The sequence below is a fragment of the Streptomyces sp. NPDC004629 genome (assembly GCF_042873595.1).
Lineage (GTDB): Bacteria > Actinomycetota > Actinomycetes > Streptomycetales > Streptomycetaceae > Streptomyces.
In genome coordinates this window covers 208,083-223,853 of sequence record NZ_JBIALO010000012.1, presented here as the reverse complement: position 1 = coordinate 223,853, position 15,771 = coordinate 208,083, and the positions used below count along the sequence as shown (strand labels likewise).

The following is a 15,771-nucleotide window of genomic DNA, read 5'->3' as shown; positions in this document are numbered from 1 at the left end:
ATCAACTGTTGCCGAAGATACATTCGATCACTGATGCGGCTTTCGAGGCAACACGCGCCCACATCGCGGGAATCCAGCACATGTGATGGGACTACGTACGACTGGCATCAACTGATCATCTGTGGACCGAATTAGCCAAGCAGGTTCCTATTTCGCACAGTCAACGCCCAGGGAAACTCCCCTCGCTCTGCGGGGGTCTGGTGACCAGACAGGACCGGACGAAGTCCTGGACGACCGGGTCGGTGTCGTCGGCGGGGGCCCAGGCGACGGCGACCCGGCTGGGGCTGACGCCGCTGACGGGGCGGTAGACGATGCCCGGGCGGGCGTAGTAACGGGCGGCGGATTCGGGGGCGAGGGCGATGCCGTAGCCGTTGGCGACCGCGCCGAGCCAGTCGTCGGGCCGGTCGGTGACGGCGCCGATGCGGACCGGGTGACCCTCCCGTTCGTCGGCGGCCAGCCAGTGGTCCCGCCAGGCACCGGATTCCGGCGGTGCCGCCACGAACGGCTCGTCCCACAGGTCCCGGAAGGGGATCAGGTCGCGCCCGCTGAAGGGGTGTCCCGCGGGCAGGGCAATCCAGCGCGGCTCGCTGAACAGCACCGCCACCCGCAGGGCGTCCTGCCCGGGGAAGGGCAGCCGCAGCAGGGCGACGTCCGTGTCACCGTCGGCGAGCCCCGCGGTCGGGTCCGACCAGGCGGACTGCCGCATGTCGGCCCGCCAGCCCGGCCGGCGGCGGGCGAACTCCGCGACGATGCGCTGGGTCGCCTCGTTGGCGGCGCTGGCCATGAAGCCGACCCGCAGCACACGGGCCGCCCGGTCGGCCGTGCCCTTGGTCTCCCGCAGCAAGCGGTCCCAGTCGGCCAGCAGCGCAGGAGCGCGCGCCGCCAGGGTGCGACCAGGCTCGGTGAGGGTCATCCCGGCCCGGGACCGGGTGAACAGCCGTACCCCGAGCCGGGTCTCCAACTGCTTGATCTGCTTGGTCAGCGCCGGCTGGGAGAGAAACAGACGCTCCGCGGCACGCGTCAGGCTCCCCGTGTCCGCCACGGCGACGAAGGAGCGCAGCAGCCGGGTGTCCACATCCATTCTTTCAGGTTATAGATGCAGGTATCGGACGCCAAACCGGAGATCGACAAGGCTGGTCGGTCTTCTGCGTTTTCCCAGCTTCGACGGCAGCGCATACGCCGAGTACGTGGCCGCGCCCGCGTCGGACCTCGCACGCAAGCCGGCCGGCATCGACCATGTGCACGCCGCCGGGGCGCCCATGGCCGGACTCACCGCGTGGCAGTTCCTGATCGAACTCGGACACGATCACCCCTCGCCCTTCCAGAAGGCACGGCATCGCCCGATGGCACTCGACGCCGGGACGACGGTGCTCGTCAACGGCGCCGCGGGCGGCGTGGGGCACTTCGCGGTCCAGCTGGCGAAATGGCAGGGCGCACATGTCATCGCGGTGGCGTCGGGCGCGCATGAATCGTTCCTGCGCGAACTCGGCGCCGAGCAGTTCATCGACTCCACAGCAGTCGCTTCCTGCGCACGCTCAAGCGCGGCGGCGCCCAGTTCCCCGTGTTTCCCGGGGACTTCGACGAAGAAGAGACCGCGAAGCTGGGCGTCACGGTCTCCGTCACCCAGGTCCGCTCGAACGGCGCGCAACTCGGCGAACTGGGACGCTTGCTCGACTCGGGCACGGTCCGCGTCGCGATCGACAGCACGTTCCCGCTCGCGGACGCCCGAGCGGCCCACGAACGCGCCGCCCGAGGTCACATCCAGGGCAAACTCGTACTCACCGCCGCTTAGGAATCCCCTGGACATCGGCTCCCTCGCCCACGCACAGCGCGATGAACAGCGCGGCGGTCGCTTCCAGCAGCCCCGCCCGTCCCACACCGACTCACATACACGTGGAGCACTGCGCCGGAGACCGGGCGGGGCCGGCAGCTCGGATAACCGGTGGCCTCGGGTGAGTGCGTCCAGCACAGTGGGGCCATGACGATCTCCGGGGCCCCGTTCATGCCTGGCGTCGAGCTGTCTGAGGTCTTCTACGAGGAGGCGGTGGAGCCGATTCTCCGGGAGGCGTTTCCCGGGCTGCGACACGCGGCCGCCCGGATCGGCAGCGGTTCCGAGGTGCTGGGCTTCGACACACCGCGGTCCGCAGATCATGAGTGGGGTCCGCGGCTGGAGATCTTCCTGACCGCCGCGGACCGCGCTCGGCACGGTGCCGCAATCCGTCACACCTTGGCTCAAAAGCTGCCGAAGCACATTCGAGGCTGGCCCACCCACTTCGAGGAGAGCGACGATCCGCTGGATCCCGTCGGGCGTATGCAGTTGACCGACGGCCCGGTCAACCATCGCGTAGCCGTGTACGACGTGGACGAATGGCTGGCCGCGCGGCTCGGAGTGCGTTCCGCCGGTGCGGAACCGACCACTCGTGAATGGCTGGCGATGCCGCAGCAGCGGCTTGCTGAGACCACGGGTGGAGCGGTGTTCCATGACGGGCTCGGTACTCTCACCGACGTCCGGCGGCGGCTGGAGTGGTATCCGGGCCAGGTATGGAGGTATCTGCTGGCTTGCCAGTGGCAACGCATCTCGCAGGAAGAAGCGTTCGTGGGACGCTGCGCTGAGGTCGGTGACGACATCGGTTCGGCCGTCGTAGCCGCTCGTCTGGTGCGTGATCTGATGCGCCTTTGCCTGCTGCTGGAGCGCCGCTACGCCCCCTACGGCAAGTGGCTCGGCAGCGCCTTCAGCCAGCTGCCTGCGGCGAAGTCGCTCAAGCCGGCTCTTCGTGGTGCGCTGGCAGCGACAGACCACCGGACCCGGGAGGCGCACCTGTGCGACGCCTACGAGGTTGTCGCTGCTTCGCAGAACGCGTCGGGGCTCCACACGCCGGTGGACCCGAAGCGGCGGCCCTACCACTCGCGCCCGTTCCAGGTTCTGCGCGCCGAGCGTTTCGCGCAGGCTCTTGCGGAGACGGTCACGGACCCGGACCTTCGGACGTTGGCCCTTGTGGGAAGCGTGGACCAGTGGGCAGACAGCACTGATCTGCTCAACCGGCCCCAGGCCCTTCAGGCCGCGGCACGCGCTCTCACATGAGAGTGGAGCCAGAACAACGGTTTCCCTTGCTTGCTCCCGGCGTCCGGACCGCGCAGGTCCCGCTGCCGGGGGTGCCGGGAGCGCGGGGGGCTCAGTCGTGGGCCACCCGTAGGGCGCCGGACGGGCCTCCTGAACCGGTGACCGCGAGGGACCCGTCCCGGTCCGTGCGCAGCACCACCGCGCCCACCGCCCGCAACGCCGCCATGGTCACCGGCGCCGGGTGACCGTACGGATTGTCCGCACCGCAGGACACAAGCGCCACCCGCGGAGACACGACGCGTATCAACTCCGGGTCCTGATAGGCCGAGCCGTGATGGGCGACCTTGAGGACGTCCACGCCGGTCAGCCCGGCCACCGCCGGGGATCTGAGCAGCGCGCGCTGGGCCGTGGGTTCCAGGTCGCCGAGCAGCAGCAGCCGCAGCCCGGCCGATCGCACGAGCAGCGTGACGCTGGCGTCGTTGGGGCCGTCCGGCTCCGGCCCCGGGCGCGGCCACAGCACCTGCCAGGCGAGCGGGCCGGTGCGTCGCTGTTCCCCGGCCGTGGCACGGGTCACCGGAATGTGCCGCCCGGCTGCCTCCCTCCTGACGAACTCGGCCTGCTCCGTCGGTTCTTCGTAGCCCGTCGTCTCGATCGCGGCCACCGAGCGCCCGCGCAGCACACCGGGCAGACCCGCGACGTGGTCGGCGTGGAAGTGGGTGAGCACGAGGAGCGGAATGCGGGTGATGCCGAGGTCCCGCAGACACCGGTCGACGAGCGTGGGGTCGGGGCCCGCGTCCACGACCACCGCGCTGCCCTCCCCCGCCGCGAGCACCGTCGCGTCCCCCTGCCCCACGTCGCACATCACGTACCGCCAACCGGGCGGCGGCCAGCCCGTGATCACCCGGGTCAGCGGCGCCGGGCGCACCACCACCAGCAGCAGAAGCAGCAGCGCACACAGTGCGCACCACCACGGCTGCCGGGCCAGCCGCCGCCCGACGAAGACGAGGGCCACCGTGACCGCGGCCAGCAGCAGCGCCCCCGTCCAGCGGCCCGGCCAGTCCACCCCTGCGCCGGGCAACGCGGCCCCGGTCCGTGCGACCCTCGCGATCCAGTCGGTCGGCCAACTGGCGCACCAGGCCAGCGCCTTCGCCACCGGCATCGCCACCGGCGCGATGGCCAGCGCCGCGAACCCCAGGATCGTGGCGGGCGCGATCGCGATCTCGGCGAGCAGGTTGCACGGCACCGCCACCAGGCTCACCCGCGCCGACAGCACGGCGACGACCGGCGCGCACACGGCCTGCGCGGCGGCGGCCGCGGCCAACGCCTCCGCCGCCCGCCGCGGCACCCCGCGCCGGCGCAGCGCCGCGCTCCATCCCGGAGCGAGCACCAGCAGCGCGCCGGTGGCCAGCACCGACAGCAGGAAGCCGTAACTGCGGGCCAGCCACGGGTCGTAGAGCACCAGCAGCAGTACGGCCGTCGCCAGCGCCGGGATCAGGGACCGGCGGCGGCCGGTGGCCAGGGCGAGCAGCGCCACGGCTCCGCAGGCCGCCGCCCGCAGCACGCTCGGATCGGGTCGGCACACGACGACGAAGCCGAGTGTGAGCGCCCCCGCGAGCAGCGCCGTGGTCCGCAGCGAGAGGCCGAGGCGGGGGGCGATCCCGCGGCGTTCGACGTGCGCGGCCAGGCCGGGCGGTCCGACGAGCAGGACGAGCAGGATGGTGAGGTTGCTGCCGGAGACCGCCAGCGTGTGCGTCAGGTCCGTCGCTTTGAATGCCTCGTCCAGTTCCGGGGTGATCCGTGAGGTGTCCCCGACGACCAGGCCGGGCAGCAGCGCCCGTGCGTCCCCGGGCAGTTCGTCGGTCGCCGTGCGCAGCCCGGCCCGCAGCCGGTCGGCCAGCCGCTGCGGCCCGTTCGGCCCGCCCACGACCTCGGGCACGGTCTCCTCTGTCACGCGCAGCACCGCGGCGAGCCCGTCGCCGCCCGTCAGCACGGGCGCCAGCCGCGCGCTCACCCGCAGCCGGGTGGAGGGCAGCAGCGCCAGCCAGGTCGAACGCGCACCGCACGGGTCGGCGCCGGTGGTGCGTGACGGTTCCGGGACGCCCCTCCGGGCCGGCCCATGGATATGCGTCAGAGCCGGTGCCGGGACGTCCGCATCGATGATCATCAGCACCGGCGCCCGCGTCGTCACGGCTGTTCCGTCGGCACGCTCCACGCGCCGTACCTCGGCGCGGGCCAGCACGGCGGCCGGCGCGGTGCGATCGCCCCGCACCCGTGGTCTGCTGAGCCAGGGGTCGGAGCCGAGCCGTACCTCCACCGTCACCGTGGCGTACCGGCGGGCCAGTTCGGGCACCGGTCCGCGGCGCGTGTCCGCCCCGTGCAGCCCGGCGGACACGGCTGCCGCGGCGACGCACAGCAGTACGGCGGCGACCGAAGCGCGCGGCCAGGTCCACCACGCGGGCGCGCGCACCATCCGCCAGGGACCCGTGGGCGGGCCCTTCGTCCGCCGCGTCGCACGGCGCCGGCCGGCCGCGACCCCACGGGTCAGGAGCAGCAGGGCCGTTCCCAACAGAGCGCCGGCCGCGACACCCGCGGTCCACGAGGGCGACGCGTCCAGTGCCACCGCCGCCGTCGCCCAGGCCGCCAGCGCGGGCGGCACGAGACGCAGGTCCGTCGGCCCCTCCTGACGGGGGTGCGCAGCGCCGAGCCGCCGCCCCGAGGCGGCGTGCACGGCGGGGCGGTCGGCCCGGCCCGCGGGCGAGGCGCCTCCCGTCACGGCGGGCTCGGGAACAGTCCGCTCGGGCGGGGTCAGCTCGGGCACGGTGCACTCGGGAACAGTCCGCTCAGGCGGGGGCCGCTCAGGCGGGATGGACTCAGGCGGGGTCGGCTGGTGGCTCATGGCTGGACCAGGTTTCGCAGGTCGGCGAAGCGCCGGTCGCCGATCCCGTTGACCTCGCGGAGTTCGTCGACCGAGCGGAAACCGCCGTGCTGGGTGCGGTAGTCGATGATGTGCTGGGCCAGCACGGGGCCCACGCCCGGCAGGGTGTCGAGCTGGTCCGCGGTGGCCGAGTTCAAGGAGACGGGGGTCGCGGGGCCGGCCGGCCCCGCCATGGCACCCGCCTGGCCGGATCCGGACGCCCCACCGGCTCCGGGGCCGGTCGCCGCGGCGGGAGCGCCGACCACGATCTGCTCGCCGTCCACGAGGAAGCGAGCCCGGTTGAGGCCGTCGGTGTCGGCTCCCGGACGCACTCCGCCCGCCGCGGTCAGCGCATCGACGACCCGCGAACCCGCGGGCAGGCGATGGATTCCGGGCTTGCGCACCTTGCCGCCGACGTCGACCACGATCTCCGCGCCCGCCGTCCCCGGAGCGGCCCCGGCCGAGCCGCCCGCGCCGATACCGCCACCGCGCCCCGCCTTCCCACCGTCCTCGCCCGCCGCGCCTTCTTCCTCGATGCCTTCCGCCGCGAACGGCGCCTCCGCCCGCACCACTTGGGGCGCGCGCACCGACTGGGTACGGCCCGCCCAGAAGTGCAGCACGGCGAACACCGCGACTGCGGCGAGCAGCACCGCGAGCGCGATCACACCGCGTCGCTCCAGCCCGCACCTGGCCTGCAACCACAGCGGCATGCGCTCCCGCAAGGCGGTCCCCGCACGCTCCCGCCAGCCCGGCACGGCGGACCCGATCGGCACGGCGGACCCGATCGGGACGTCCGCCCGGAGGTTGTCCCCCTCGTCCGGGTCGTCCGGGTCGGGCGACGCGGCCACGGCTGCCGTCCGCGCAGGACTCGGCTCGGGCGCCCCGCCGGTCCCGGCCGCCGTCGCCTTCGCTGCCGCCGTATGCCCAGGGAGCGGTGCACCCGGCGGGCCATGGCCCGACTCCCGGCGTTCGCCCGGCTCCCGGCCCTCCTCCGGTTCCTGGCGCGCGCCGTACGCCCAGTGTCGGCCCCGCTCCCATGGTTCCCCGGCGTGCTCGCCGAAGAGGAGTTCCGCGCGGCGGCGCAGTTCCTCCGCCGGTGCATGGCGGTGGCGTGGTGGACGGCGGGCGAGTGGGCGGCGGTGTCGGGTGCGGCCGTCGGAGGCGGGGCCGCGGCCCGGGCCGCTGGTCGCGGTCGTGATGCGTGAGCGTGATCGAAGTGGCATGCGACGAGGATCGGGCATTCCGCCACTTCGCGATGATCTTGCTCAATTCCCGGGGATTACCGCCCGGTTGTGGAAAACCCCGTCACCCGTACGAGTGCCGCAGCCTGCACCGGCGTGCCCCAGCCCGCGACGGCGCGGCACGGCCCACGACGGCATGGCACGGCCCACGACGGCCCGCAACGGCATGGCACGGGCGTCACCTCGGCGAGACGACGGCGCCCAGCAGCCCCGGCCCGGTGTGCGCGCCGATCACCGCCCCGACCTCGCTCACATGCAGGTCGGCCAGCCCCGGCACCCGCGTCCGCAGCCGCTCGGCCAGGGCCGACGCCCGGTCGGGGGCGGCGAGATGATGGACGGCGATGTCGACGTCGGCGCCGCCCGCACGGTCGGCGACGATCTCCTCAAGACGGGCGATCGCCTTCGACGCCGTACGCACCTTCTCCAGCGGTTCGATCCGGCCGCCTTCCAGTTGCAGCAGCGGCTTCACGGCGAGAGCGGACCCCAACAGGGCCTGTGCGGCGCCGATACGGCCGCCGCGACGCAGATAGTCGAGCGTGTCGACGTAGAAGTAGGCGGTGGTGCCCGCGGCCCGTTTCTCGGCCGCCGTGACCGCCTCGTCCGCGGTGCCGCCCGCCTCCGCCGCCTCGGCCGCGGCGAGCGCGCAGAAGCCGAGGGCCATCGCGACCATGCCGGTGTCCACCACCCGCACCGGCACGGGCGCCTCGCGGGCCGCGGCGACCGCCGCGTCGTACGTACCCGACAACTCGGCGGACAGATGCAGCGAGACGATGCCGGCGGCGCCGGACTCGGCGACCCTGCGATAGGTTTCCGCGAACACCGCCGGGCTCGGGCGGGACGTGGTGACGGGGCGCCGCTTCTGCAGTGCCTGGGCCAGAAAGCGGGTCGAGACCTCGGTGCCCTCTTGGAGCGCCTGGCCGCCGAGGACCACGGTCAGGGGTACCGCGGTGATGCCGTGCCGATCCATCGTCAGGGGCGGCAGGTAGGCCGTTGAATCGGTGACGATCGCGACATGGCGGGACATGAGCTGGAGGTTACCTGGCGTATCGCCCGCACTGCAGCCCGACCCCTCTCGCCTGGGCCGGAACCGGCGGGTTCAGGTGGTGCTCTCGGGCCGGGGCTTCTTCTGCCAGGGATAGGCCGGACGCGGGTCCGGCGGGGTGATGGCGGGCCGGTTCGGTTCAACGGCCGGTTCGGATCGCGGTGTCCGGGGCCAGGTCTGCGGGCCGTTGGAACCGTCGGCCGCGGGGGCGTCGGGCCATGAGGGCGCCGGGGTGCCCGGCTGCCGGCCCGGCTGCGACGGTGCGGCGGAAGCGTCCGGCTCGTCATGCTGCCAGTGCCGCAACGCGCCGGTCTCGACGTCGATCTGTGCGCTCAGCGTGTCCAAGTCGTCGTCGGTGAAGCGGTGGGCGCGGTCCCGGGCGGCCCAGCGCAGCGAGTCCGCGGACCGGGTGATCCGTTCGGTACGGCTGCGCAGTTCGGGCATGCGCGCGGCGAGTTCGGCCCGATCCGGCTCGGACTCCAGGCGCTTGAGTTCGCCGTCCAGTTCATGGCCGTGTGCGCTCAGCCGCTCGAAGAGCCCGAGGGACTCCTTCAGCGACGCGTCCTCCACCACGCCCGCGTGCAGCGCGTCCCGCGTGGCCCGCATCGAGGTGCGCAGGTCGAGCCGGAGCTTGGCGATCTCGCCGGCCGGGCCCAGCTGGGCGAAGGACTTGGCGCGCAGTGTGTGGTCCTCGACCGTGCGGCGGGCCTGGGTGACCGTACGGTCGACGCCCCGTTTGGCCGCGCCGATCACCTTGATCGTGGCGTACCCGCCCAGGACGACGAAGAGCAGGAAGAGCACGGCGAACACTGTGATCACTGTTTCCACGACGCTCCTCCTCCGGCCTCACGGCGCTACCCGCCCCGCTCCTCCACGGTAAACGCAGCGGGCAGGCCCGGGGTTCCGAAAAACCCCGAACCTGCCCGTAGGGGATGCCCCGGAGGCAGTGACCGGCGCGTTTACGCGGGGACGATGTTCACCAGCTTGGGCGCGCGCACGATCACCTTGCGGATACCGGCGCCGTCCAGCGCGGCGACGACCTTCTCGTCGGCCAGCGCCACCTTCTCCAGGTCCTCCTCGGAGATGGACGGCGGGACCTCCAGGCGGGCCTTGACCTTGCCCTTGACCTGGACGACGCAGGTCACGGTCTCGTCGACGACGTAGGCGGGATCGGCGACCGGGAAGTCCCGGTGGACGACGGAGTCGGTGTGACCCAGGCGCCGCCACAGTTCCTCGGCGATGTGCGGGGCCAGCGGGGCGATCATCAGCACCAGCGGCTCGGCGATGGTGCGCGGGACCGCTGCGCCCGCCTTGGTCAGGTGGTTGTTCAGCTCCGTGACCTTGGCGATGGCGGTGTTGAAGCGCATGCCCTCCAGGTCCTGGCGCACGCCGTCGATCGCCTTGTGCAGGGCGCGCAGCGTGTCCTCGTCGGGCTCGGCCGCGGAGACGGTGACCTCGCCGGTGGTCTCGTCGACGATGTTGCGCCACAGCCGCTGCAGCAGCCGGAACTGGCCGACCACCGCGCGCGTGTCCCACGGCCGGGACACGTCCAGGGGGCCCATCGCCATCTCGTACAGGCGCAGCGTGTCGGCGCCGTACTCGGCGCAGATCTCGTCGGGGGTCACCGCGTTCTTCAGGGACTTGCCCATCTTGCCCAGCAGACGGGTGACCTTCTCGCCCTGGTAGAAGTAGGCGCCTTCGCGTTCCTCCACCTCGGCGGCCGGCACCGCGATGCCCCGGCTGTCCCGGTAGACGTAGGCCTGGATCATGCCCTGGTTGAACAGCTTGTGGAACGGTTCGGCCGAGGAGACATGCCCCAGGTCGTACAGCACCTTGGACCAGAAACGGGCATACAGCAGGTGCAGCACGGCGTGCTCGGCGCCGCCGACGTACAGGTCGACGCCGCCGTGCGGCATGCCCTCGCGCGGGCCCATCCAGTAGCGCTCGACCTCGGGGTCGACCAGCTGCCGGTCGTTGTGCGGGTCCAGGTAGCGCAGCTCGTACCAGCAGGAACCGGCCCAGTTGGGCATGGTGTTGGTCTCGCGGCGGTACTTCTTCGGTCCGTCGCCCAGGTCCAGGGTGACGTTGACCCAGTCCTCGTTGCGCGACAGCGGCGTCTCGGGCTGGGTGTCGGCGTCGTCCGGGTCGAAGGTGCGCGGCGAGTAGTCCTCGACCTCGGGCAGTTCCAGGGGCAGCATCGACTCGGGCAGGGCGTGGGCGATGCCGTCCTCGTCGTAGACGATCGGGAAGGGCTCGCCCCAGTAGCGCTGGCGGCTGAACAGCCAGTCGCGCAGGCGGAAGTTGACGGTACCCTCGCCGATGCCCCGGCGCTCCAGCCATTCGGTGACGCGTGCCTTGGCGTCGGCGACGGGCAGGCCGTCCAGGGAGATGTCGTCGTTCGAGGAGTTGATGATCTTCGCGTCGTACGACGCGAAGGCGTTCTCCCACGTCGAGGTGTCGGTGCCGCGGCCGTCGGTCGGCTCGACGATGCAGGTGATCGGCAGCTCGAAGGCCCGCGCGAACTCGAAGTCGCGCTGGTCGCCCGCCGGCACGGCCATGATCGCGCCGGTGCCGTAGCCCATCAGGACGTAGTCGGCGATGAAGACGGGGATCCGGTCGCCGTTGACCGGGTTGGTCGCGAACGCGCCGGTGAAGACGCCGGTCTTGTCCTTGGCCTCGGCCTGCCGCTCGACGTCCGACTTCGAGGCGGCCTGCGCGCGGTAGGCGGCGACGGCCTCGGCGGGGGTCGCGTGGCCGCCGGTCCACACCTCGTGGGTGCCCTCCGGCCAGGTGGCCGGGGTGAACTTCTCGACCAGCGGGTGCTCGGGCGCCAGCACCATGTAGGTCGCGCCGAACAGCGTGTCCGGGCGCGTGGTGAAAACCGTGATGTGCTCGCCGTCGATCGGAAAGTCGACGCGGGCGCCTTCGGAGCGGCCGATCCAGTTGCGCTGCTGCAGCTTGATGGCCTCGGGCCAGTCCAGCTCCTCCAGGTCCGCCAGCAGCCGGTCGGCGTACGCGGTGATGCGCATGTTCCACTGGCGCAGCTTGGCCTTGAAGACCGGGAAGTTGCCGCGCTCGGAGCGGCCGTCGGCCGTGACCTCCTCGTTGGCCAGCACGGTGCCCAGGCCAGGGCACCAGTTGACGGGCGCGTCGGAGGCGTAGGCCAGCCGGAAGCCGCCCAGCACGTCGGCGCGCTCGGTGGCGGTCAGCTCCTGCCACGCGCGCGTGTGGCCCGGTACGGCGCGCTCGCCGGACTCGAACTGGGCGATCAGCTGGGCGATCGGGCGGGCCTTGCCGGCCTCGTCGTCGTACCAGGAGTTGAAGATCTGCAGGAAGATCCACTGGGTCCACTTGTAGTAGTCCGGGTCGATCGTGGCGAACGACCGGCGCTTGTCGTGGCCCAGGCCCAGCCGGCGCAGCTGGGACTTCATGTTCGCGATATTGGCCTCGGTGGACACGCGCGGGTGCGTGCCGGTCTGCACGGCGTACTGCTCGGCGGGCAGTCCGAAGGCGTCGAAGCCCAGGGTGTGCAGGACGTTGTGGCCGGTCATCCGCTGGAACCGGGCGAACACGTCGGTGGCGATGTAGCCCAGGGGGTGGCCGACGTGCAGACCCGCACCGGAGGGGTACGGGAACATGTCCATGATGAACTTCTTGGGCTTGGCGACCGTCGCGGGGTCGCCGGCCAGGTCACCCTGCGGGTTCGGTGCGGCGTAGGTGCCCTCGGCGTCCCAGAAGTCCTGCCAGCGTGCCTCGATCTCGGCGGCCATGGCAGCCGTGTAGCGGTTCGGCGCTGCCTCTGCCGACGCGGCGGCAGCGACAGCGGGGTTCGTCTCGCTCATGATCCTCAAAGCTCCATCGATCGTCTCTGCCTGCGGAAACGAAAAATCCCCTCGCACAGGAGGGGACGCCGCGCCGATGCCGACCACAGCATTCACCGGTGGTCGGGACTGATCAGCGCGGCCCGCTAAGCAGAAGGCGTACGGCACGCATGGCGTCAGGGTACCGCAGGGCTTGAGCAAGCCGCGACGCGCTTCCGTATGCCTGGTTGACCCGACGAGCACGGAATGAGGTTCACGTATTACTTCGCGTAACAGTCGCTAACGGACATCACAACAGTCGCATTGTCCTTTGATAACAACGCAATAACTCAAACCTCGTACTGATCGGTATGACGCCGCTTAGAGTGCGGCAGCGGGACCGCTCACCCGGACTGCTCGGAGTTACCCCCCATGAACCCTCGTCGTAGTAACAGTTCCCTCCCCAAACCGGGCCGGTCGGCCTATGGGGTGGCGACCGCCGTCGTCCTGCTCCTCATACCCGTGGTCGTGCTGCTCGGAGGCAACTGGCTCCAGGACTTCCTCAACTTCGGTGCGGGCGTCCTGTCCCTCGTCTGCCTGACCTCCTCGGTGATCTGGGGTCTCGTCGCCCAGGACCGGCTGATCCTCAACACCCGTCAGCGGATCGTCGCCCAGGGCGTCCACCGCGTGACCGCCGTCGCGTCGATCGCCTTCCTCCTGGTGCACATCACGATCAAGCTGGCGCTGGACCACACGGTTCTGATCGCCGCCGTGATCCCCTTCAGCCTCGGCGTCACGGGCAGCGCCGGGCTCATCGGTCTCGGCTCCCTGGCCGCCCTGCTCATGATCTTCGTGGGCGTCACCGGCGCGCTCCGCAACCAGTTCGCGTCCCCGGCCCCGGTCGCGGCGCGCTGGCGTGCCATGCACATGCTGGCCTACCCCGCCCTGTGCGCGGCCCTGATCCACGGCCTGTTCGCGGGCCGCCCGGCCAAGACGTTCTTCATGGTGTCCTACGAGCTGTGCCTGGCCGGGGTGATGGCGGCCCTCGCGTTGCGCGCGGCGCCGCGCCCCTTCAAGCGCAAGGTCGCCGACCGGATCGTCGCCGTCCTGGGCAGCGAGGAGCGGGGCCCGGGCCGCGACGACCTGGAGGCGAGCCGGGCCCGCCTGAGCGAGGGCGGCGCCGCGCTGCCCGGCTACGAGAAGCAGGCCGCGTACGCCGACGCCGCCGACCCCGCGCGACGCGCCCCGGCACCGCAGTACGACACCCAGGCCGCTCCCGCCGCCCCGGAGGCCGCTCCCGGCTTCGCGGCCGCCTACCGGGCCGTCTCGACGCCGCAGTGGCCCCAGCAGCCCTTCGCGGCCGACCAGACCGCGCGCATGGACCTGCCGCTGGATCTGCAGGCCACGGAGGCGATGCCGCGCACGGACGCTCCGTCGAGCACTTCGGGCAGCTGGCCGATCCCGTCCCCGCCGCCGGTCGGCGAGGCGCCCCCGTCGGCGTACGACCCGCTCCAGGACACCGGATACAACATCCCGGTCTATGGCAATCCGGGCGCCGGCGGCTACGCCGGCAGTGACGTGTACGACACCGGTGAGACGAACACCCGCTACGGCACGTACCACCGCGATGACACGTACAACAGCGGTCCCGCCACTGAACCATCGCCCGGCGCGTCGTTCGACGCACCGGGTTCGGGCGAACCTTGGAACACGCCTTCCGGAGGCTACAGGTGAACGAGGCCCTGCCCGACGTCCCAGAAGTCCGCGTGGTCGGCCTTCCCCAGCTCACGTCGGGCTTCGACCTTGTCGAACGGCTCGATCTGCCCATGCACCTGAAGGTGCACGGGCCGCTCGAACCCATGGGCGGCGAGCAGCTCGCGCAGCTCGCCGAACGCATCAATCTGAAGGGCCGCGGCGGCGCGGGCTTCCCCTTCCACAAGAAGCTGCGCTCGGTCGCCGAATCGGCGATCAAGCGCGGCGTCCGGCCGGTCGTCGTCGTCAACGGAAGCGAGGACGAACCGGCCTGCCGCAAGGACACCGTGCTCATCAACCGTGCCCCGCACCTGATCCTGGACGGGGCGCTGCTGTGCGCCGAGGCACTGGGCGCCCGCACGCTCGTGGTGGGCGTCACCCGTGAGTCCACCCAGCGCTCCATGGAGGCCGCCCTCGCCGAACGCGGCCTCAGCAACAGCCGGCGTTCGGCGCTACGGGCGAGCGTGCAGCGCAACCCGGTCCGCATGGTCACCGGCGCCGCCGCGTCACTGATCCGCTCCATCGACGGGGGCCCGGCGATCCCGCCCGGCCGCAAGATCAGCGCCTCGCAGAGCGGCGTCGGCGGCGCGCCCACCCTGCTGTCCAACGCCGAGACGTTCGCCCAGCTGGCGATCGCCGCCCGCATCGGTCCCGACCGCTACGGCAACACCGGCCTGTACGACGAGCCGGGCACCGTCATGCTGACCGTGTCCGGCGCGGTCGCCCGCCCCATGGTGATCGAGGTCCCCACGGGCGTGCCCCTGCGCTACGTCCTGCAACTGGCGGGCGCCCCGCCGGTACCGCAGGGCGTGCTGACCGGCGGCTACCACGGCAAGTGGATCGACGCGGCCACCGTCAACGAGGCGGTCGTATCCCGCAACTCCCTGGATGCCGTGGGCGGTTCGCTGGGCGCGGGCGCGATCCTGCCGATCAGCCAGGAGACCTGCCCGCTGGGCGAGTCGCTGCGGGTGGCGCAGTGGCTGGCCGAGGAGAGCGCGGGTCAGTGCGGTCCCTGCTACCTCGGCCTGCCCGCCGCCGCACGCGGCATGGAGGACATCCTCAACGGCGGCGGACCGGCCGCCCTGGAGGCGCTCAAGCAGGTCGCGAAGAACGTGAAGCGGCGCGGCGCGTGCTCGCACCCGGACGGCTCGGCGATGTTCCTGGAGTCGACCGTCAAGGCGTTCACCGACGACCTCGCCGCGCACGTCCTCGGAAACGGCTGCGGGCGGCCTGTGGAGGGCGTGCTACCGCTGTTCGAGGGCGGCAAGGCCCCGACGGGCATCCCGGGCGGCGGGGAGGCCGAGGAGACCGGCCCGAGCCGCCAGAAGATCTACGTCGACTGGACCCTGTGCCGGGGTCACGGGCTGTGTGCGGACATCCTCCCGGAGGTCTTCGAACTGGGCGCCGACGGATTCCCGACCGTCGCGCAGGCACAGGTGCCCCGGTACGCGGAGGCCAAGGCGCTGCGCGCGGTGCGCCGCTGCCCCGCGCTGGCGCTGCGCATCGAGGAGGACACCCGCTCCCAGGCTCCGTCCCGCAACCTTCCGGTCCTCTCCCAGGGCCGCGGCCGCCGCGCCCTCGGCCGCTGAACACGACCGGCGGCGGGTCGCCCCGGATCGGGCTGACCCGCCGCCGCGCAGGGACGGGCATGCGCGGGAAGGGGCACCGCACAGGAGGGGACGTCGCACGGCAACGGGCGTCGTACACGCCGAAGGCGGACCATCCGTTCGGATGATCCGCCTTCTACTCCTGTGGAGCTAAGGAGAATTGAACTCCTGACCTCCTGCATGCCATGCAGGCGCTCTACCAACTGAGCTATAGCCCCTTGTGGTCCTGCGGCTGAGCCGCTTGCCGACCGTGCTGCCCGGTTCCCCCGGCGGCGACGCCAACATTACACGGTCGACGGGGTACAGCACCAAATCGTTTCCTTTCTGCCCCGATATGAAGGCTAGTGTCGGCCT

The 15,771-nt window shown here is 71.9% G+C and carries 9 protein-coding genes, 1 tRNA gene and 1 pseudogene; 4 read left to right on the top strand and 7 right to left on the bottom strand.

Features of this window, described 5'->3' with window-relative positions; all coding sequences use genetic code 11:
• Nucleotides 1-160 precede the first annotated feature (160 nt).
• Complete coding sequence (locus ACFYTE_RS20525; protein ID WP_388712065.1) at nucleotides 161-1,081, bottom strand: LysR family transcriptional regulator; 921 nt, start codon at nucleotides 1,079-1,081, stop codon at nucleotides 161-163.
• 58 nt (nucleotides 1,082-1,139) lie between these two features.
• On the opposite strand from ACFYTE_RS20525, the pseudogene ACFYTE_RS20520 reads away from it, so the two are divergent.
• Nucleotides 1,140-1,792, top strand: a pseudogene (locus tag ACFYTE_RS20520) (NADP-dependent oxidoreductase); the annotation flags it as partial.
• Between the two features lie 186 nt (nucleotides 1,793-1,978).
• Nucleotides 1,979-3,082, top strand: coding sequence for a DUF4037 domain-containing protein (locus ACFYTE_RS20515; RefSeq protein ID WP_388712062.1), 1,104 nt, complete (start codon nucleotides 1,979-1,981; stop codon nucleotides 3,080-3,082).
• A gap of 91 nt (nucleotides 3,083-3,173) precedes the next feature.
• Here the strand turns inward: ACFYTE_RS20515 and ACFYTE_RS20510 are convergent, their stop codons facing one another.
• From ACFYTE_RS20510 to leuS, 5 genes are all read right to left on the bottom strand, one after another.
• Entirely contained in the window at nucleotides 3,174-5,789 is a 2,616-nt protein-coding gene (locus tag ACFYTE_RS20510; RefSeq protein ID WP_388712286.1) for a ComEC/Rec2 family competence protein, read from the bottom strand.
• Nucleotides 5,790-5,953: 164 nt separating this feature from the next.
• Nucleotides 5,954-7,198 carry a helix-hairpin-helix domain-containing protein gene (locus ACFYTE_RS20505; RefSeq protein WP_388712059.1) on the bottom strand — a complete coding sequence of 415 codons (1,245 nt, stop codon included), beginning with the start codon at nucleotides 7,196-7,198 and terminating at the stop codon, nucleotides 5,954-5,956.
• Nucleotides 7,199-7,394: 196 nt separating this feature from the next.
• On the bottom strand, nucleotides 7,395-8,240 hold the full coding sequence (locus ACFYTE_RS20500) for a DegV family protein (RefSeq protein WP_388712056.1): 846 nt from the start codon (nucleotides 8,238-8,240) through the stop codon (nucleotides 7,395-7,397).
• Nucleotides 8,241-8,312: 72 nt separating this feature from the next.
• A complete protein-coding gene (locus tag ACFYTE_RS20495; RefSeq protein ID WP_388712053.1) occupies nucleotides 8,313-9,086 on the bottom strand; it encodes a hypothetical protein in 774 nt (257 codons plus the stop codon).
• Between the two features lie 131 nt (nucleotides 9,087-9,217).
• Nucleotides 9,218-12,100 (bottom strand): leucine--tRNA ligase, encoded by a 2,883-nt coding sequence (gene leuS / locus ACFYTE_RS20490; RefSeq protein ID WP_388712050.1) that lies wholly within the window; start codon nucleotides 12,098-12,100, stop codon nucleotides 9,218-9,220.
• 390 nt (nucleotides 12,101-12,490) lie between these two features.
• On the opposite strand from leuS, the gene ACFYTE_RS20485 reads away from it, so the two are divergent.
• Nucleotides 12,491-13,792, top strand: coding sequence for a cytochrome b/b6 domain-containing protein (locus ACFYTE_RS20485; protein ID WP_388712047.1), 1,302 nt, complete (start codon nucleotides 12,491-12,493; stop codon nucleotides 13,790-13,792).
• Complete coding sequence (locus ACFYTE_RS20480; protein ID WP_388712044.1) at nucleotides 13,789-15,399, top strand: NADH-ubiquinone oxidoreductase-F iron-sulfur binding region domain-containing protein; 1,611 nt, start codon at nucleotides 13,789-13,791, stop codon at nucleotides 15,397-15,399. The genes ACFYTE_RS20485 and ACFYTE_RS20480 overlap by 4 nt, the downstream gene beginning before the upstream one ends.
• Before the next feature lie 163 nt (nucleotides 15,400-15,562).
• Here the strand turns inward: ACFYTE_RS20480 and ACFYTE_RS20475 are convergent.
• Nucleotides 15,563-15,635 (bottom strand) — tRNA-Ala (locus ACFYTE_RS20475).
• Nucleotides 15,636-15,771: the final 136 nt, after the last annotated feature.